This window comes from Clostridium chromiireducens (assembly GCF_002029255.1).
Taxonomy (GTDB): Bacteria; Bacillota; Clostridia; order Clostridiales; family Clostridiaceae; genus Clostridium; species Clostridium chromiireducens.
The window spans coordinates 14,200-33,487 of record NZ_MZGT01000016.1 but is presented as its reverse complement, the minus strand read 5'-3'; the positions used below and the strand labels follow the sequence as shown (position 1 = coordinate 33,487).

The window sequence follows — 19,288 nt, the reverse complement described above, 5'->3', positions numbered from 1 at the left end:
TTAATGTTTTGTAAGGGGAGAGGATTTTATGGAGAACTCTAGATGTGTCGCAACTAATTGCGATAAAAGTGAAACTTGTGGACATCACAAAGTTAAAAAGTTTTATGATGATGCACTTATTGAAGAGGGATTAAAAGAAGACATAATTTTAGAGGATGTGATTGTAGATGAAGATTTGAGTGATATTTGCTTACCTAAATATAGATTATATGATGAGTATAAAGAGGAATCATATCAATACTATTTATGTAAGGAATCCTATAAAAATTTGTTTGATTTTTATGATAATAAGTGCGATGGAATTTATTGTTTATATCAAAAGGATTATGATAATACAATAAAGTATCAGTCTAGTTGTATTGAATGTAAGTTAGGGGAACATATTACATGTACAAACCCTCAACATCCTACCAATAAGATTATAGATGAAATGATGAAGTGTTTTTGGGCAGAACAAAAAGCTTTTGAAGAAGCAGGAATTTCAGAAGGCACAGTTACCTATATATGTCCAATATGTAATAACGAAGCTGTAGCTAATAGATATTCATATGGTGGTAGCATACATGGATTAGGTAGTGGATGTAAGACGTGTGGAACATGGCACACTTAGAAATAAAATAACAAAAGGGGATGAGTGTTATGAGAGAAATAATGACTAAACAATCAGAAATATATGAATATCTTAAGACATATACAGAAAATAAAGGTTATCCACCATCAATAAGAGAAATATGCGAAGCTGTTTCATTGCGCTCAACTTCGACAGTTTATAGTCATTTAAAGAGACTGGAGAGAAAGGGTATGGTTAAAAGAGATCCATCAAAACCAAGAGCCCTAGAAATATCAGCATTATCAATACATAAAAAAGAAATAATATCAATTCCGATTATAGGAACTATTACAGCTGGCACTCCAATACTGGCTGAAGAAAACATTGAAGATACTTTTCAGCTACCATTAGACTATATAAAGCATGATAGAGAACTATTTATGCTTAGAGTATATGGAGAGAGTATGGTTAATGCAGGTATTAGAGACAATGACTTAGCTATAATAGAAAAAGCTGATAATGCTAGAAATGGAGATATAGTAGCTGCTTTAATAGAGGATTCTGCTACTATAAAAAGATTCTTCAAAGAAAAAGATTGCATACGACTTCAACCTGAAAATGATACAATGGAACCTATATTAGTATATGATTGCAAAATAATTGGTAAGTTAGTGGGGATATTTAGATCGTTTAAATAAAATACTATTTATTAATATTAAGAGTAAGGGAAATAATTAGTTGACCCTTGCTTTTATTTATTTAGTAGAGAGTAAGATAAGAGATTCCTGAATTATAACATGATAATAAATATGCAAATTTTAATATTCATTTTATCGATGCTTTTTAACTCATATTCAAATATATTCATAACAAACTTACAATTAAGAAAAATGACTCAATATATTTTTTTGGACAAGACTTCAAATTCATAAGGAGGTATTTTTAGGTAATTATTTACGGGTAATTTAGATTTACTCCCTGAAAACATGCTGTTTTGGTGAGTTTGTTTGAAAGTGAAATATATGATAGAATAGTATCAAAAAAGGGGGAAAAAATGGATAAAAAGCAAACGCTAGATTTTGTAGAACAGGAAATAGAAAAATTTAAGAATAACTTAAAAAATATATGTAACAAAGATGATAGAGCTCGTAAGAAAGCAGAATTGGTAACTTATTGGATAAGAGACTATATAAAATATCTAAATTTCGAAGAGAAATTTTCACCTAAGAAATTAAAGGAGTATGCTAGAGGAGATGTAATAAAAGTAAATTTTGGATTTAATATAGGTAATGAGGAGGGAGGATTACACTATGCACTAGTTATAGATAATGATAATTCACAAGCTTCTGGAGTAGTGACTGTAGTACCACTTAGCACTGAAAAAGCAGAAGATAATTTATCTAAATATGATGTGTCTTTAGGGAATGAATTAAATATTTTGGTAGAAAATAAACTTAATTTAGCAATAGAAACAATTAAAGAGGAAAATGAAAAATTACAAAACATGCTTACAGAAGTAGAACAAGAAATAGACAAGCAAGCAGTACAATTAGAAATAATAAAGAATAAGAAAAGTGCTGGGGAAGTTGTTGATGAGGACGCTATACTTGCGATACAAAAGAACCTGAATAGTTTAAATGAAAAACTTGAGCTTGAGCTGTCGACGATTGAGATAAATAAAAATAAAATGAAAATAAAGTATGCAGAAAAAATATTAAAAGAATTTGAAAGAATGAACTTAGGGACAAAGGCTCTTGTTGGTCAGATTACAACAATTAGCAAAATGAGAATATTTGATCCTAAATACAGTTCAGATGTATTAGATGGGATAAGATTATCCCCAGAACAATTAAATAAAGTAAATTCTAAAATTAAAGAATTATATATTTTCAGTATTGACAAATAAGACAAGGTTTCATATAATATTAATGATAAAAAACAATGCCGTTTAGCGGCGACTAAAAAATAAATTTAAATTAAAAAAGAAGAACCACACTATATAGTGTGGTTCTTTTGGGTTATTAAAAATAATAGCTAATTTATATAAAAACTTAGATATGAATATGTTTTAAAACAGAATAAATTTTTTGCGATAAATCTAGTTAATCTAGTTTAATGCATGCCCCACACTTTTCACATAAAAGTTTTAAATTTATATAAATCAAGTAAAATCCATATAAATGTTAAATTAACTAATCCAGAAATCGTGGGTACTTATATGAAAGAGGTTTATAAATTGTAAAAAGTAGAGATTAAGAAACTTTGCAGCTATTCTAGTTTTTATTATCTTGTTGATATTTAAATATAAAAAAATCAGTATAATCTTGTGTTAGAATTTCCATGTTTTGATTTTACGTAATAGCGGCCGTTTCGAAGAAAGAAATAATAATGCCAGATATCGTAAACAATAGTGCTTGTAACTTTGTTTTTAGCATCAGAGTCATTAACATGTTTAACGATACAGTAAACTTTATCATAACTTTTCATTAATATATTTCTCGATTTTAATAAATAAATTTCTAGAAGGTATATCATTTTGATAATAATACCTATATAAAGTTCCTTTGGATATACCTAGCAATTTACACAGCTTACTCTTACTAATGTGGATGTTTTTATAAAGTAAGGTGGATAAATATTGTTGAAAGTTATCTATAGATTCTAAATAACTATCAAAAAAGTACTTGCTTCCAATATTAAAGAAAATAGCTAGTCTTTTTGAGTTTTCACAAGTGGGAAATAATTCTCCACGTTCATATTTGGATATATTGGATTTATTAATTTTAGTAGCAAGTGATAAATCTTTTTGAGTTATATTATATAACTTTCTAAGCCTGATTAAATTTTCTGATATAGTACTAGCAGGCAATTCTTTAAATTCATTTCTTAAATCAATTTGTAAAATGTAATTATCTAATATCGTCTTTTTATGTACCGAGCATTTAAAGGTGGTACTGGAGACTATGTAGCACTTTTTGAACCAACAGCATCTACTCTTCAAAAAGAAGGAACAGGAAATATTCTTGCATCAGTTGGAGAAGAATCAGGTTTAATTCCATATACTTGTTTTTTCAGTACAAAATCATATATGGATAAGAACCCACAGGTTATTCAAGGATTTACTAATGCGATTTATAAGGGACAAGAGTGGTTCTTTAGCCATAGTACAGAAGAAGTTGCAGATAGCATAATTGAATATTTTCCAGGAACAGATAAGACTACAATTATGACAGTTATCGATAATTATAAGAAGATTGATGCAATAGCTCATACACCAGATATCAAACAAGAAAATTTAAATAGACTTATGGATATAATTTCAGATTATGATGCAAGTTTAATGCCACAAAGACCTGAATTTAGTAAGATAGTAGATAATTCTTATGCTGAGAAGGCAGCTAAATAGCAATAACATAAAGATGAAAAGGTGGTGATTGCATTTGAGTTTGTTACAAATATCGAATATATTTATGAATTATCATTCAATTAAGGGAGAAACTCAAGCTTTAAATGATGTTAATTTTGAGGTGAATGATGGTGAGTTTATTTCTATTTTAGGACCATCAGGATGTGGAAAATCTACTTTGCTTAATATAATGAGCGGATTATTAGAGTCTTCAAATGGTCACGTATTATATAAAGGTGAAGATATTAAAAAGAACTTAGATAAAATAGGGTATATGTTTCAAAAAGACCATCTTTTTGAGTGGTATACTGTTTGGGAGAACGTTATTCTCGGATTAAAAATAAAGAAACAATTAAATAATGAATCAAAGGAAAGAGTAAGTGAATTACTTGACTCTTATGGATTAAGAAGGTTTAAAAATCATTACCCAAGTGAACTTTCAGGAGGAATGAGGCAGAGGGTTGCCCTTATAAGAACTTTAGCATTAAATCCGGATGTACTTTTTCTAGATGAACCATTTTCTGCTTTAGATTATCAGTCACGTCTTTTAGTATGTGATGATGTTCACAAAATAATAAAGTCAGAAAAGAAGACAGCAGTAATGGTTACTCATGATATTGCAGAAGCTATTTCTTTATCAGAGAAAGTAATAGTGTTATCTAAAAGACCATCTAAGGTAAAAGTAGAAGTACCTATGAACTTTGCAGAAGATGATTTAACTCCATTTCAAAAGAGAAAAGCTCCTGAGTTTAGCGATTACTTCAATAGATTATGGAAGGAGTTGAATCAGGGAAATGACTAAAAGTCACGAAAAAGTAAAAGAAGCAGATCTAGTTTCTAAAGAACATGAGGAATACTTAAGAAAAATAAAGAGTACTAAAAGAAGAATTGTAATTACTAGAATTCTTATACTAGTAAGTTTTATAGCTCTATGGCAAATAGCTGCAAATCAAAAATGGATTGATCCGTTTTTGACCTCAAGCCCTGCAAGAGTAATTAAATCATTTGTATCTTTATATGAAGATGGAAGTTTATTTAAGCATATAGGTGTAACTTGTTATGAGACTATTTTAGGATTTTCTTTAGGAACGATTCTAGGTGTATTAATTGCAATAATACTATGGTGGTCTCCAATGATATCAAAAATATTGGATCCATATTTAGTAGTATTAAATGCACTTCCTAAAGTTGCTTTAGCACCAATTATAATTTTCTGGATTGGGAACGGAATGCCAGCAATAATTGTTATTGCACTATTGATATCAGTTATAACCACAATTATTGGTGTATTAAGTGGCTTCAACGAGATTGATAAAGAAAAGATTATGCTTATGAACACATTTAGAGCTTCAAAGATACAAATTCTGAGGTATTTAATTTTCCCATATTCGATTCCAATATTTATCTCAGCTTTGAAAATTAATGTTGGATTATCCTGGGTAGGCGTAATCATGGGTGAGTTTTTGGTAGCTAAGAACGGACTTGGATTCTTAATAGTATATGGAGGACAAGTAGCTCAGTTAGATATGGTTATGATGAGTATAGTCATACTTTCTATAATTGCCTTTATTATGTACGAAGTAGTTTCATTAGTAGAAAAGAGACTGGTAAAGGACAAGAGCTAAAAAGACTTGAGGTTTATATTTAATATCATGATGAAAAAATGATATTTATAACTAGGGCTTTCTAAAATGGATTCAATATATTTTGTTATAGATCAGAACAAAATATATTGTAGAAAACTTCATTTTTAAGATAAGCCCTAGTTTTATATTTATATTTAATGTTTAATGCTAAAAATACGCCAAGATAAGGATATTTGTCCAAAAGGTAACCTTTACTTTAGTAGAAAAGACGTTTTACTTATGGGATTAATAGTGGTAAATTAATTTGTATAGGAATAACATGAAAAAACTCGAATAATGGAGGATGATAAAGTTGAAATTATTTAGAGAGGCATTAATTATACTTGGAATTTATTTGTTTGGGGAATTATTATCTTCATTGCTCCATTTGCCAATACCAGGGAATATCCTAGGAATGATAATATTATTTATTTTATTGTACACAAAAGTAGTTAAAGTAGAGAATATTTCTAATGTGACAAATTTTTTATTAGATCATCTAGCATTCTTTTTTATTCCAGCAGGTGTAGGGCTTATGGCTTCAATTGGAATAATAAAGGCAACTTGGTGGCAGCTTCTTGTGGTATGTTTACTAACGACCATTATAATAATTGGAACAACAGGAGTTGTAGTACAAATTATTTCTAAGAAAAAAAATAAAAATATTTAATTTAGTCTACAAGAATTTTTCATACGTGAGGTGATATATATGGATATAATAACAAATAATGTTTTATTTGGTTTAGTAATTTCATTAGCTGCCTTTGAAATAGGGATATTTATTAATAGATATACAAGAGTACCTATTTTAAACCCACTGCTTGTTGCAATAGTAATAGTAATTGGAATTTTATTGGCATTTCATATAGATTTTAATACATATAACAAAGGTGGTCAGTTCATAAATATGTTTCTTGGACCTTCAACGGTAGTACTTGCGGTACCTTTATATAGGCAGCTTGATTTGCTTAAAAAGAATGCAAAGGCTATTTTGAGTGGAATATTTATAGGAAGTGTTGTAGGAATTTTCTCTATAATTGGAATATCACATTTAATAGGATTAGATGCAAGCATAATAAAATCATTAGTCCCTAAATCAGTAACAACACCTATAGGAATATCAATAAGTAATCAATTAGGTGGATTAGTGCCAATAACAGTTCTTGCTATTATATTTACAGGAATAATTGGAGCTGTATTTGGACCAACCATATGCAAAATATTTAAGATAAAAGATAAAGTTGCAGTAGGCGTTTCAATAGGGACTGCAGCCCATGCAGTTGGAACAAGCAAAGCATTAGAGCTCGGAGAAGTAGAAGGGGCTATGAGCAGCCTTTCTATCGGCATAGCTGGAATCATGACAGTAATCATTGCTCCAGCAGCGTATAATTTAGCAGTATTTATTTATCATACTTTTATTATGTATAGATAAATAACATGAAACTTAAGTTTATGTGATAACTTACCGCAAGGGAGTAGACTCTGTTATTTCGGTTGCTATAGAACTATTCTAAATGCAACACTGCATAAAAGAGTCTACTCCCTTTCTGGTATTGATATATTTATTGACATAAAGCAGTTATATTTGGTGTTATTATATTTACAGGAATAATGGGAGTGGTATTTGGACCAAACATATAAATATATGCTTTGAAATATAACCTAGCTAGAAATAAGTAGCATACTTTTGTGGAATGTTTCATAAGGAATTTTTGTGGTAGTGATTCCTTAGAAACTTGAACAAACGTATGCTACTTATTTCAGTAAGTTATATCTTTCGAATTAGTTAATCTTTTTAGTGAAATATTTTAAAAGTGAGGCATATATATGTTGAAATATGAAAAAAATAGTAATATACTTAGAAATTGTAGTTATTTATAAATTTAATAAATGGGGGAGGTACATATGAAAAAATTAAAAGAATACGGAATTATAACCATAGGGGTAGCATTAGTAGTAGTCGCATTTGAATTCTTTTTCTTTCCTAATAAAATAGCTTCTGGAGGAGTATCCGGATTAGCATTAGTAATTAACCATATCCTTGGATTTGATACAGGAATTGTTATGATAGTATGTAATGTCATATTATTTATACTAGGATTTACTCTTATTGGAGGAAGTTTTGGAATTAAAAGTTTATATGCAGCCTTTGGATTATCTTTTGCCTTAGCGGTTATGGAAAAGATATATACACCAGTGGCATTTACAGATAACTTAGTGCTTGCTTCAATCTTTGGAAGTGTACTTTTGGCATTGGGGACTGCAATTATGCTTACTCAAGATGCAACAACTGGAGGAACAAGTATTATAGCAAAGATCTTAAGCAAGTATGCAAATATAGATTTCGGTAAAAGTCTTTTAATATCTGATTCTGTTGTTGTATTGCTTGCAATGTACACTTTTGGAACCGAATTAGCTTTATTTGGTCTATTAAGTATATACTTAACAGGAAATTTAATTGATAAGTTCATAGATGGACTTAATATGTCAAAGCAGGTCATGGTATTTACTAATCATGAGCATCTTATTTCAGATTATATAATTAACAATATAGATAAAGGCTGTACAGTATTTTATGGAAAAGGTGGATATACTGGGAATGAAAATTGTGTTATTTTGACTATATTGAAAAGAGGACAGTTTATTAAATTAAAGCAATTTATTAAAAACAATGACCCAGAGGCTTTTATTACTGTAAGTGAAACAAGTGAAGTTCTAGGTAAGGGCTTTAAAAGTTTAGAGAATTAAGATTTCATAAAAAATACAATTATATAAGAGTGCTATTAAGAATGGCACTATCAAAGAGGTTTAGCAATATTTACTTCTTGATTATACTCTCAAGTGCAAACTATAATTATGTAAGGTAGATAAATCGTAGAGAACGAATAATTAATTAATTGCGGTTTATATAATTATTATAGAATGTGGGAGACGGTGTAGATATGGCTTACGAAGATGAATTGCTTATAACGTATGGATTAGGGTATGCTTTTGAAAAAAGTAAATTATTAATTGTTTCTGAAATTGAAGAAAAAACTATATTAAAAAAAGAATTAGATATTATGGAAGAGATAAATGCAATTAATAAATTTAAGGAAGAGTTAGATGCTAAATGTGATTTAAAGTTTCCTAAAAGTTATCTTTCAAATGTAGAAGAAGCTTTAGAAGAAAAATTATCAAAAATAATACCCATAATTACATCAATAAAAGCCAAAAACGCAAATAGACAAGATAATTTGATGGATGAGTACATAAAAAGAGATTTGAGTCAAATGAGATTGAGAAAAGAAGGCTATGTACAAAAAGATTCAACTTTAATTAAAGAGTATTTAGATAATTGTGATAGGGCTTCAAATGTAAATACTGAAAACAAAGAACACAAATCTTTAAAATATAATAAAGTTATTTTAAAAATCATATTAACAACGAATTACGGGAATGATTTTAGTCGTTTCTTAACCAAACAAGGACAAGCTGGAATTATAGATAATACTACAGAAAAATATTTAGAAAACATACTTAAGAACGACTATTTAGTAAAAAAGAAGTATAATGAATTAGATTTTTTAAATTTGTTACTATTCCTTGAAGAGTGGGAAAGTAAGTATTTTAGTTGGAACGAAAAGTATACAAGCCTAATGTATTCAATAAATAAAGATGGAAGAAAATATAAAGGCTCCAAATCAGAGATAAAAGATTATGTGATTTCTTTCCTAAAAGAAAAAAAATATCTATACGTTCCTTTTGGAAGATATAATGAAGATAACATATTTATAACGTTAAATGACGAAAGATACTGCAATAAAATTGCAGCTAAAACAAGTGGTGAAGATACAAAAAATAATCGTAAATATGTGCTTTTAGAGAAAAAAGAAAGTAATTTATATCAAATAACTTCAAGTGACTACGAGGAAATTGATTTAAATTATAACACAGAATTAGGATACTTACTTTCTTATGAAAATGATAATGTATATATTTCATTAGTTAAATATAACAAGATAAATGAAAAAGTAAGTATTGCAGATAAATACGATAAATTCAAACCCGAAATGCTTAAAGCCTTAGAAGAACATTTTATTTTATAAAAGTATACCGGTCGAAAGAAAGACTAACTATGTTGCTCGGTTGCTAGAGAATAGGATTGAGTATTTCTAACATTAGAAGTTGTACCCATTCCTGCATGCTCCTTAGATAAACTAAGGACAAGCAAGAATGGAACAACTTCTAATGAAGAAATACTTCAATCCTATTCTTAATGCAACACTGCGCAAAATAGTTAGTCTTTCTTTCTGATGTGGTATATATTTTTTAAGAGATGATTCAAGTTTATATTTACTCAGGCTATGTTTCAAAGCAATGTAGTATATTCATATACCAAAGTAAAAAAAATAAAAAATAGAGAACTAATATATATGTAATATTTTGTAAATTGTGTTATGATAAGTGTTATACAGAACTATAATCTAATGAACAATAGTTTGAAAGGCGAACTAACTAAAATAGAAATGTTATAGAGCAAAAAAATAAAAGGTGGGGTAAAATGAATGCATTTTTGACAGTAATACCACTAATACTTATTAGGTATGGGATTTTAAGTATAATAGACAAAGAATCACTTAAACGTGCGGGTTTCTTTGCGCCATTAATCGGAAGAGAAAAAGTAGCATTCTGGGTTTATCAAATTACAACCGTCCTTATTTTACTATATCTACTATTACTCAAAATAAAAACTGACTCTGATTGGTTTTACATAGGTTTAGTAATATATAGTTTAGGAATTATTTTATATGCTGTATCTGTAGTAAATTATGCTAAGCCTAAAATGAATGGAATAAATTTAAGCGGATTATACCGAGTATCCCGCAATCCTATGTACATTGCATATTTTATTTATTTTTTAGGGTGTGTATTGCTAACACATTCATTGATATTACTTGGGTTATTAATCGGTTTTCAAGTATCAACACACTGGATTATTCTTTCAGAAGAAAGATGGTGTATTAAGAAATTCGGAGAAGAATATATAAAATATATGAATAAAGTGAGGCGTTATATTTAGATAGGTATGCTATAACTCTATTATTTAATTTATGGTTTGTGTTCTTCTTATATTATTCACCAAGGAGAAGAGTTAAAATGTCATAAATCTCTAATATTGAGTATTTTAGGTGGACAATACCGCCTATAATTCTTAAAAGGCTATATTTCAACATTATATTAAAACATAGCTTTTACTTAAAATCTTCAATACATACTACAGTCATGTATTTGATCTCGGTAAGTCATCACATAAGTCTAAGTAAAACCTTGGGCATATAATTGATACTAAAACTATTAATCTGATTTATGATTAGAGATATATCATTCCAGAAATAGAATGTACTCTTTTACGCAGTGTTGCATTGAAAAAATGGCTATAGGTATTTCTTCAGTAAAAGTTGTTCCAGTCCTGCTTGTCATTAGCTTGCCTAAGGAGCAAGCAGGACTGGTGCAACTTTTACTGGTAGAAATCCATAGCCATTTTTTCTAGCAACCGAGTAACAGAGTACATTCTATTTCTGTTAGTTTATCTCATAAACCTAAGTTACGTATGAGATATCTGTATGTACATTTACTTAGAAGACTTTTCAAGTCTTCTGCGTTTTTTTGTTTTCTTTTTCATTACTGAAAATCCAAAGGAACCAATTGGTTTCTTTGCTAGTGGGAAATATTCGCCATGACAGTAAGACATCATATTTGCATTTTCAAAGTGAATTTTTCCTTTGTCATCGAATAAATCTTCATTAACGTGAGAGCCAACTACTTCAGCTATAAACATATCATGAGTACCAAGGGGAACTATGTTAGTTACTTTACATTCAATATTTACTGGGCATTCGTCTATATATGGAGTTGAAATGTTATGACTTTCTTTTAAAGTAAAGCCCATTTCAGCTATCTTATCATTTTTCTTTCCTGATCTAACGCCACAATAGTCTACTTTTTTTACTAAATCTGAACTTGGCATATTTACTACAAATTCCATGGTTTCTTTGATATATTCATAAGACAATCTCTCAGGTCTTATAGAAATATAAAGCATAGGGGGTTTAGTATTGATAGTACCAGTCCACCCAACTGTAAAAACGTTAGTTTTACCAGCTTTATTTTTAGAGGTGATTAAAACCACGGGTACTGGATTTAAAATTACACTTCCTTTAAAATCGACTTTATTCATCTTAATTGCTCCTTTAAACAAAGGCACCTTCAAGAATAATTAGGAAATAGTCAGCCTAGTTATTTGAAGATGCCTTATAAATTGTATAAAAATAAGTAATTGTTATCTTCTTCTATTTGAACGATTATAGTAACTTCTTTTCTTTCTACGTCTTGAATTAGCTGCCATGTTTTTAATTAGTAAAACTAAAGTAATAATGATAGCTAATATAACTATTGTAGATATATATATTAGTAAATTATCTTTAATTAAATCACCAAATGAAAGAGCTACTGTACCAGTGACTTCTTCGTTATGATTTCTTGTGCTATAAGTAAGCTTAGTATTTTTATTAAAAAGCAAATCCCATGCACTAGAATCAGTACCATTAAAAGTTATCTTAGACTCTTCATCATTTATGTCATTTTTATAGTAATTAACATCTTGAGTTAGCTTTACTGGGACAGCAATAGTCTTTGTAGGTCCCAATACAACAAAAGGTTTATATTTTACTTCAGCAGTTCCAACGCTTTCGCCATTAGATTTATAAATTTCCTTGTTAGCAGAATAGCTATAATTCATAATAGCATCCATATCGTTAAACTTTGTCATATCAGCATTATCAATTTGTCTACTCTTTAGTACAACACCAATTATTTTTCTGCCATCTCGTTCATAAACAGTAGCTAAGCATCCACCGGCTTCATTAGTAGTTCCGGTTTTACCACCAATATTACCATTCTTACCAAGTGTTAAATTTCTATTCTCTAAAATTATCTTAGAATTTTTTAGTGTTATTGGAGCTTTTTCAAGTGCCATAGTGTCTCGTTCCCAATCATTTGCAAAAGCAGCTTTTGTAATTAATGAAAGGTCGTAAGCTGTAGTATAGTGATTTGGATCATGCAATCCATTAGGTGTAATAAAGTTACTGTTATTTGCTCCAAGTTCTTTTGCCTTTTTATTCATTAATTCAGAAAAAGACTTAGAGTCCCCTGCAACATTATCTGCGATTACATAAGCAGTATCATTACCAGAGAATAAAAGCAATCCTTTCATTATGTCATCTGCTAATACCTTATCACCAGGCTGCATAGTATTATGCATATAGTTTAGATTCAAAGAATATTCAGGTTGTTCTTTAGCTGTCTTTGTGTATTCAAGCTGATCTGTTTTCTGCTTGCTTTCAGAAAGCAATAAACCTGTTAAAAGCTTAGTTGTACTGGCTGGGTATCTTTTGCTGTCAGCATCCTTACTATATATTACTTCTCCAGTTTCTAAATCCACAGTTATAGCTGATTCAGCTACAATATTAGGTAAACTCTGAGCAGATGTTTCTGTTTTTGATTTGGAAGTTTCTGCAGAACTTGCCATTGTTAATGGACTAAATAAAGAAAGAGAAAAAGTTAATGCTAGAGCTTTTAATATTAATTTTTTATTCAAGTCAAATCTCTCCACTTCTATTTAGGCATATTTAAAATTCACTTGTTTTGGACATGCCTTATATATTAAAACATTTTTAGTATAACACTTATGTAAACTTATAACAATAAATCAATTACTGAAAGTTACATACAATATGTGACAATTTAAAGTAATCAATTAGAGCTATTTTAATCTCTCAATAATCGAGCTTTTAGCTTTTAGTTCAAAATCATCATTTAAAGGCTCAAGCTTTACATCATCGCCATATTTCTTCTTTAAAGCTAAAGTCAAAAGTCTATCAGCGAATTCAGGATTCTTAGAAAGGAAAGAACCATGAAAGTATGAGCCAAAAGTATTTTTATATATACATCCTTCATTACCATCTTCACCATTGTTTCCATAACCGTGAATGCATTTTCCAAGAGGAGTATGGTTGTTTATATAAGTTCTTCCTGAATGATTTTCGAAACCAACATAAGTTTCGCCAAACTCTTTATTAAATATTTCTGTGTTTCCAATAAATCTATTGTCTCCACCTTCAGTATAAATGTCTAGAATGCCAAGACCATTTATCTTTTCGCCGTTTGGTGCAGTATAGTATTTGCCTAGTAACTGATACCCACCGCATATGGCAAGAACAACTTTACCATCTTCAATATAACTTGTAAATGAATCTCTCTTAATTTCATCCAAATCATTAGAAACAATAGATTGTTCATAATCTTGACCACCACCAAAGAAGATTATGTCCACATTTTCCTTGTCAATATCTTCACCTAAGGAGCAGTTAACTATATTTACATCAATACCTCTAAGAGCAGCTCTATGCTTTAAGATAAGTACATTACCTACATCACCATATACGTTTAATAAATCAGGATATAAATGACAAATTGTTAATTCCATAATTTTCACCTCCTATAATTACCATAACTTTTCAATATAGCCTTTTGAATGAAGATACTTTCTATAATTAATCATTGCTGTGTAAGTTGCAAGTATATATATTTTTTTAGAGACAGAATTCTTAACTTTATTTGTTAATTCCTCGTAATCCTCTTGTAAAACAAATTTATCAACATTTAAACCAGCAACTTTTAATCTAACAGCCATATCGTACATTCTAACACCCGAAACAAAAATATCCTCTATCTTAAGAGTTGAGATTTTTTCAAAATCAACATCCCATATCCAAGAAACATCACGACCATCAGCATAATTATCATTTAACATGAAGACAGCTGAAAATTCATTTTGGTTAAGGGCAAGAGTGTCGAGGGCTTGATTATATCCAGCAGGATTCTTAACTAATATAATTTGTATATCTTTATTTCCTATAGTTATTTGCTCTTGTCTACCAAAACTTGAACTTTGATTTTGAAGAGAAGTTTTAATTACTGAATCTTCTACACCAAGTTCTTTTGTAATAGCAAAGGCACATAAAGCATTATAAATATTATAAGCACCTGATTGACTTATGAAAACTTCAGTATCGTTAATTAAAACAGAAGAATTTTCAGGAGTTAAGTCAAAGATTGTATTCACAGCATAAGCTAAATCTGAACGCTTATAACCGCAGCTAGGACAATAATAATCTCCCAAGTGATTATATGTAACTAAGTTATATGAATAAGGAGCTTTACAAAATTTACAGAACTTTGCATCAGCATTTAAGTCTAAGGTCGTATTTTCTTTTATAGGAGTGTTAAAACCGTAATAAACTACTGGATTTTTAACATCTAATTTTCCAAGTAAAGATTCATCTCCATTTAAAACTAATTTAGATTCTGGAACTTTTGTTACACCTTCTAATATCTTAACTAGAGTAGTATACACTTCCCCATAACGATCTAATTGATCACGGAAAAGGTTAGTTACTGTTATTATTTCAGGAGTTAGGTGTTCTGTAATAAATTTAACGTTGGCTTCGTCAACTTCTATTATGGCATAAGGATTTTCTTTCTTTTTGAAAAAAGAATAATTTGAAACAAAACAAGCTACAATTCCAGGATACAGGTTTGCACCAGTACTATTTGTAATAACATTAAATTTGTTTTCTTTCAAGATATTATAGATCATACTAGTAGTTGTTGTTTTCCCGTTAGTTCCAGTTACAAGAATTACCTTATATCCTTTACTAACTTTTTTTAAGATCGATTTATCAATTTTTAATGCAATTTTACCAGGGAAATTACTACCGCCTTTTACGATATGCTTTGCAGCAAAAGCAGTAATTTTTGATAACAATATGCTTAAAATAGACTTAATATTAATTTTACTCACCGCCCAATTTTAGTTATATATAACAATGATTAACATAATAAACTATTGTTAATCACTTTTATAACATTAATCAAAAAATAATCAAACTAAGTATAGCACAAAATCAAGGTATTGCGAAGAACTTAAAGTGAGGCAACTAATAACCGAAATAGAATACATATATGTTCCGCAGGGCTATAAAAAATTTTGCAAGGTATATCTAAATGGGAAAGTTGTGCCCATTTCTGCTTGCTCCTGCGACAAGCGCATGACAAGCAGGAATGGAACAACTTCCCATTAAGATATACCAGATGCTCATTTTTTTATGCCTGCTCCACATATATGTATTCTATTTCTTTGTTTTATTGTCACTTTAGTTATTTAGGCAATTCCTAATAGAGATAAATGGAATGTATTTCATGGAAGGTTGGGAATATGCACTTTAAAGGTATTGTCAATACAGAAATATAAAAGTACTTGCTTAAATATACTGTGCTTTAAGGTTACGCTAAACAAAGAAAGTGAATATATGTTTTTGCGAAGTGTTCATTAGAAGATTTTGCTGGTCGTGATTCTTAGAATATAAGTTGTTCCAAAGGTGCTTGTTCAAAGCGCAGTCCTTGAAGCAAGCACTTTGGGTACAACTTATATTCTTAGAATCACCCGGCCAAATCTTCGAGGGACCGGAGCAAACACATATATTCACTTTCGGTTTTTTAGCAGTAAACTTAAAATTTCATAAGACAGTAAGTATTTTTATATTTCGAGTTCTTCACAATACCTTTAAAAGTGAAAGAATTAAATGCTTTAGTTGGCCTTACGCAATTGTTTTATTGTTGAATATACAATATAATTAAAGGTAATAAAGAAATTTACGAGGTGTTATTATGATAAAGGTAACAGTTAACATAAATGGTATGAATTATAATTTAAAGGGTGAAAAAGACGAAAAGTATTTGTTGGGTGTGGCAAATTTCGTTGATTCGAGAATTAAGGAAATAACATCTAAAAAAGCTGGTCTTAGTTCAACCGCGGCATCTGTTTTAGCCGCTGTTAATATTGCAGATGAACTTTATGAATGCGATTTGGAATTAGACAAAGCTACAAAACGAAAAAGTGAAATTGATGAAGAAAATGTTTCGTTAAAACATAAAATAGAAATTCTAAATTTAGAATTAGAAAAATCCAACAATGAGAAATTAAATATCAAAAATGATTTTGAAAGAAAAGAAAAAGAATTACTTTTAAAATATAGAGATGTAGAAGCGAATTTTCAATCATTGAATGATACAATAAACAAGCTAAAAGCAGAGAACGAAAAAATGCAAAAAGAAAATAAGCTAGTAAATGAGGAATTAAAGAAAAATAAGAATGCCAGCATTGTGCTTAATAAAGAATTTAGTGAATTCAAGGAAAAGAATAAACTTCTTTATAAAAAAGTGGACGAGGCCAAAAATAAGGAGCATAGATTAAATAAGCAATTGCAACAGTCTAATGATCAAATAAATAGTTTAAATAATGAAATAACTAATATTAATAAAGAAAAAGAGAATATTTATAAAGAGTTAAATATAATAAATGCTAATAACTTTGGATTAAGCAAGGAAATTGAAACTCTTAATAAAGTTAAAAAAGAGTTGAATGATGAAATTTTAGCGTTAAAAGAAAAAAACGTTTCAATTGAAACTAGTTCTTATGATGCGTTCCAAGACTTTAAAAAAGCAAAGGCAGAGTTGGAAGCTGAAATTGGCGATAAAGAATCTATTATCAAAGAATATAACGTATGTAAAACAAATCTAGAAAACTTAAATGAAGAATATTCTATATGTAATAAAGAATTGAAAGCATGTAAGGCAAACTTAGAAGAGCAAATGAACATTAATAATGCAATTACATCTGAATTTAATGAGGAAAGAGAAGCTTTAAATAAAAAAGTAGAAGAATTAGCATTGAATAAAGAAAGTCTAAGTAATAAGATTGCGAAATTATCTGCAAAAGAACAAGAATTAAGTGAGTCTTTAAAAATAGAAACAGAAAAGGTCAGCGAATTAACCAAGAGAGCAGAGATGAGTGACTTAGAAAACGATGATCTTAAGAAACAATTAAATGATTTATTTGAAGAATCAGATAAGGAAATTACAGAATGCAAGGAAGAGATAAATAAGATAAGTAAGGAAAATGAGAGTTTAACGAGTCTTGTTAGTTCATTAAGTGAAGAAAAAGAAAATTTAGAAAGTAAAATTAATAAGCTAACTGAAGAGCAAGATAGATTAAACAATGATATTACTAATATGAGTGATATTAATGATAGATTATCACAAGAAATAGATGAATATGATAGAAGAAAACTAGCTTTAGAAGATGAGATTAAAAAGTTAACTTTAGAACAAGAAAATTCAAATAAGGAAAATAATAAACTTATTATAGTTAATGACGAGTTATCAAAAGAAATAGAAGACTATAGATTGGAAAAAGCTATCTTGGAAGAGGAAATTAATTCATTAAAAGAAAAACAAAATACCTTAAATAATGAAATCAGCAATATGGGCTATGAGAATGATGAGTTAACTAAAAAGATAGAGACAAGCGTTATAGAAAAAACTGCATTAGAAAAGGAAATTAGTAATTTAAAGGAAATGCAAGATAGCTTATATGATGAAATAAATACCATCAAAGATAATAATATTAAGTTAGAAAAAGAAATAGAAGCAAGCACTTTAGAGAAGGAAATCCTAGAAGAGGAAATTAATAAACTAACAGAAGACGAAAATATTTTAAATAATGAAATCATTCATTTGAGAAATACAAATGATCAGCTAATAAAAGAGATAGAAAAATGCAATAGAGAGAAAGAGATTTTACAAGAAGAAATTGAGATCATGAGAAGTAATCATGAAAAAGTGAAGCAGGAAGCTAATGAAGTCCATGAAGAAAATCAAAGACAAATGGAACTTAAGATTAGTGAAATAGAAGAAATAAGTGAAAAGCTAGAAGCTACTGAAGCTACATTAAGAAGAACTAAAGAAGAGCTTGGAAGTAAGGAAAGAGCTGTAGCTAGATTAGAAAAAGAATTAGAAGATAAAGAAGATATTTTCTTAAACTTAAAAAGGCAAATAGAATTTAAAGAAAAAGATTTAGATGCTAGCAAGAAATCTATGGAAGACTTAAAAGAAGAAATTTCGGCTTTAGTTAAGGATAAGGAAGTATTAGCTGATTCCAATAATAAATTTACTCAAGAGTCTTTAAACTTCACAAATAGATTATTTGAATTGCAATCTCAAATAATAAATAAAGATATTGAAATTACACGACTAAAAACAGAACAAATAGGACCTATTGTTCGCAAAAGGTAATATAGATAACCAACTGTGAACCTAAATTTAAGTGTAACTTACCGAAATAAGTAACATATTGTGTTTCGGTTTCTAGGAATGTTGATGGATGATTCTACGACTAGAAGTTGTACCCAAAATGCTTGCCTCAACGACAGGCGTTGAACAAGCATTTTGGAACAACTTCTAGTCAAGAATCATTACCATCAGAATTCCAATGAAACACTGCAAACAATATTTTACTTATTTCTAGTAAAGTGATACATTCAAAGTTAGCAAGTATGTATAGTTATTATATTTATAAGTCTAATTCTTAGATTCTGTATTTATATATATGCATGTAGGTACTTAAGGTGAAAATAGAGTTATACAATTAATAAACAGAAAGAGATGGTACTCTGTTACTCCGTTGCTAGAAAATATGACTATAGATTTCTAATAGTAAAAATTGTACCTTTCAGCTTGCTCCTTAGACAAGCAAGAATGGAACAA

General features: G+C 29.2%; 16 protein-coding genes and 1 pseudogene. 12 read left to right on the top strand and 5 right to left on the bottom strand.

Annotated elements, in window-relative coordinates; translation table 11 throughout:
• Positions 1 to 28 precede the first annotated feature (28 nt).
• The 3 genes from CLCHR_RS07350 (at position 29) to CLCHR_RS07340 (ending at position 2,456) form a co-directional block, all read left to right on the top strand.
• Positions 29 to 610, top strand: a complete 582-nt coding sequence (locus tag CLCHR_RS07350; protein WP_079439051.1) for a hypothetical protein — start codon at positions 29 to 31, stop codon at positions 608 to 610.
• 29 nt (positions 611 to 639) lie between these two features.
• Positions 640 to 1,248, top strand: coding sequence for a transcriptional repressor LexA (lexA, locus tag CLCHR_RS07345; protein WP_079439050.1), 609 nt, complete (start codon positions 640 to 642; stop codon positions 1,246 to 1,248).
• Between the two features lie 356 nt (positions 1,249 to 1,604).
• A complete protein-coding gene (locus CLCHR_RS07340; protein WP_079439049.1) occupies positions 1,605 to 2,456 on the top strand; it encodes a type II toxin-antitoxin system PemK/MazF family toxin in 852 nt (283 codons plus the stop codon).
• Between the two features lie 567 nt (positions 2,457 to 3,023).
• On the opposite strand, the gene CLCHR_RS25640 is transcribed toward CLCHR_RS07340, so the two are convergent.
• On the bottom strand, positions 3,024 to 3,419 hold the full coding sequence (locus CLCHR_RS25640; protein WP_169896774.1) for a helix-turn-helix domain-containing protein: 396 nt from the start codon (positions 3,417 to 3,419) through the stop codon (positions 3,024 to 3,026).
• 69 nt (positions 3,420 to 3,488) lie between these two features.
• Here CLCHR_RS25640 and CLCHR_RS07330 point away from each other — a divergent pair.
• The 8 genes and pseudogenes from CLCHR_RS07330 to CLCHR_RS07295 all read left to right on the top strand — a co-directional run.
• A pseudogene (locus CLCHR_RS07330) lies at positions 3,489 to 3,956 on the top strand (ABC transporter substrate-binding protein); the annotation flags it as partial.
• 34 nt (positions 3,957 to 3,990) lie between these two features.
• Positions 3,991 to 4,758, top strand: coding sequence for an ABC transporter ATP-binding protein (locus CLCHR_RS07325; protein ID WP_079439046.1), 768 nt, complete (start codon positions 3,991 to 3,993; stop codon positions 4,756 to 4,758).
• Entirely contained in the window at positions 4,751 to 5,581 is an 831-nt protein-coding gene (locus CLCHR_RS07320) for an ABC transporter permease (protein ID WP_079439045.1), read from the top strand. The genes CLCHR_RS07325 and CLCHR_RS07320 overlap by 8 nt, the downstream gene beginning before the upstream one ends.
• A gap of 313 nt (positions 5,582 to 5,894) precedes the next feature.
• Positions 5,895 to 6,251: a CidA/LrgA family protein gene (locus tag CLCHR_RS07315; protein WP_079439044.1), complete on the top strand. Its 357-nt coding sequence runs from the start codon at positions 5,895 to 5,897 to the stop codon at positions 6,249 to 6,251.
• A gap of 39 nt (positions 6,252 to 6,290) precedes the next feature.
• Positions 6,291 to 7,013 (top strand): LrgB family protein, encoded by a 723-nt coding sequence (locus CLCHR_RS07310; protein WP_079439043.1) that lies wholly within the window; start codon positions 6,291 to 6,293, stop codon positions 7,011 to 7,013.
• Positions 7,014 to 7,486: 473 nt separating this feature from the next.
• Positions 7,487 to 8,329, top strand: a complete 843-nt coding sequence (locus CLCHR_RS07305; protein WP_079439042.1) for a YitT family protein — start codon at positions 7,487 to 7,489, stop codon at positions 8,327 to 8,329.
• Positions 8,330 to 8,523: 194 nt separating this feature from the next.
• A complete protein-coding gene (locus CLCHR_RS07300; RefSeq protein ID WP_079439041.1) occupies positions 8,524 to 9,669 on the top strand; it encodes a hypothetical protein in 1,146 nt (381 codons plus the stop codon).
• A gap of 455 nt (positions 9,670 to 10,124) precedes the next feature.
• Complete coding sequence (locus CLCHR_RS07295) at positions 10,125 to 10,643, top strand: methyltransferase family protein (RefSeq protein WP_079439040.1); 519 nt, start codon at positions 10,125 to 10,127, stop codon at positions 10,641 to 10,643.
• Positions 10,644 to 11,195: 552 nt separating this feature from the next.
• On the opposite strand, the gene CLCHR_RS07290 is transcribed toward CLCHR_RS07295, so the two are convergent.
• The 4 genes from CLCHR_RS07290 to CLCHR_RS07275 all read right to left on the bottom strand — a co-directional run bounded on the left by CLCHR_RS07290 (position 11,196) and on the right by CLCHR_RS07275 (position 15,485).
• Positions 11,196 to 11,801, bottom strand: a complete 606-nt coding sequence (locus CLCHR_RS07290) for a flavin reductase family protein (RefSeq protein WP_079439039.1) — start codon at positions 11,799 to 11,801, stop codon at positions 11,196 to 11,198.
• Positions 11,802 to 11,903: 102 nt separating this feature from the next.
• The gene (locus CLCHR_RS07285) at positions 11,904 to 13,220 is read right to left on the bottom strand and encodes a D-alanyl-D-alanine carboxypeptidase family protein (protein WP_079439038.1); all 1,317 of its coding nucleotides are present in this window, start codon (positions 13,218 to 13,220) and stop codon (positions 11,904 to 11,906) included.
• Between the two features lie 165 nt (positions 13,221 to 13,385).
• Positions 13,386 to 14,108: a type 1 glutamine amidotransferase gene (locus CLCHR_RS07280; protein WP_079439037.1), complete on the bottom strand. Its 723-nt coding sequence runs from the start codon at positions 14,106 to 14,108 to the stop codon at positions 13,386 to 13,388.
• A gap of 18 nt (positions 14,109 to 14,126) precedes the next feature.
• Entirely contained in the window at positions 14,127 to 15,485 is a 1,359-nt protein-coding gene (locus CLCHR_RS07275; RefSeq protein ID WP_079439036.1) for a Mur ligase family protein, read from the bottom strand.
• A gap of 866 nt (positions 15,486 to 16,351) precedes the next feature.
• Here CLCHR_RS07275 and zapA point away from each other — a divergent pair.
• Positions 16,352 to 18,817 (top strand): cell division protein ZapA, encoded by a 2,466-nt coding sequence (gene zapA, locus CLCHR_RS07270; protein WP_079439035.1) that lies wholly within the window; start codon positions 16,352 to 16,354, stop codon positions 18,815 to 18,817.
• Positions 18,818 to 19,288 lie beyond the last annotated feature (471 nt).

Coding starts and splice junctions, on each gene's coding strand:
- CLCHR_RS07350 (WP_079439051.1), top strand. CDS start 29: ATGGAGAACTCTAGATGTGTCGCAACTAATTGCGATAAAAGTGAAACT.
- lexA (WP_079439050.1), top strand. CDS start 640: ATGAGAGAAATAATGACTAAACAATCAGAAATATATGAATATCTTAAG.
- CLCHR_RS07340 (WP_079439049.1), top strand. CDS start 1,605: ATGGATAAAAAGCAAACGCTAGATTTTGTAGAACAGGAAATAGAAAAA.
- CLCHR_RS07320 (WP_079439045.1), top strand. CDS start 4,751: ATGACTAAAAGTCACGAAAAAGTAAAAGAAGCAGATCTAGTTTCTAAA.
- CLCHR_RS07310 (WP_079439043.1), top strand. CDS start 6,291: ATGGATATAATAACAAATAATGTTTTATTTGGTTTAGTAATTTCATTA.
- CLCHR_RS07305 (WP_079439042.1), top strand. CDS start 7,487: ATGAAAAAATTAAAAGAATACGGAATTATAACCATAGGGGTAGCATTA.
- CLCHR_RS07300 (WP_079439041.1), top strand. CDS start 8,524: ATGGCTTACGAAGATGAATTGCTTATAACGTATGGATTAGGGTATGCT.
- CLCHR_RS07295 (WP_079439040.1), top strand. CDS start 10,125: ATGAATGCATTTTTGACAGTAATACCACTAATACTTATTAGGTATGGG.
- CLCHR_RS07290 (WP_079439039.1), bottom strand. CDS start 11,801: ATGAATAAAGTCGATTTTAAAGGAAGTGTAATTTTAAATCCAGTACCC.
- CLCHR_RS07280 (WP_079439037.1), bottom strand. CDS start 14,108: ATGGAATTAACAATTTGTCATTTATATCCTGATTTATTAAACGTATAT.
- zapA (WP_079439035.1), top strand. CDS start 16,352: ATGATAAAGGTAACAGTTAACATAAATGGTATGAATTATAATTTAAAG.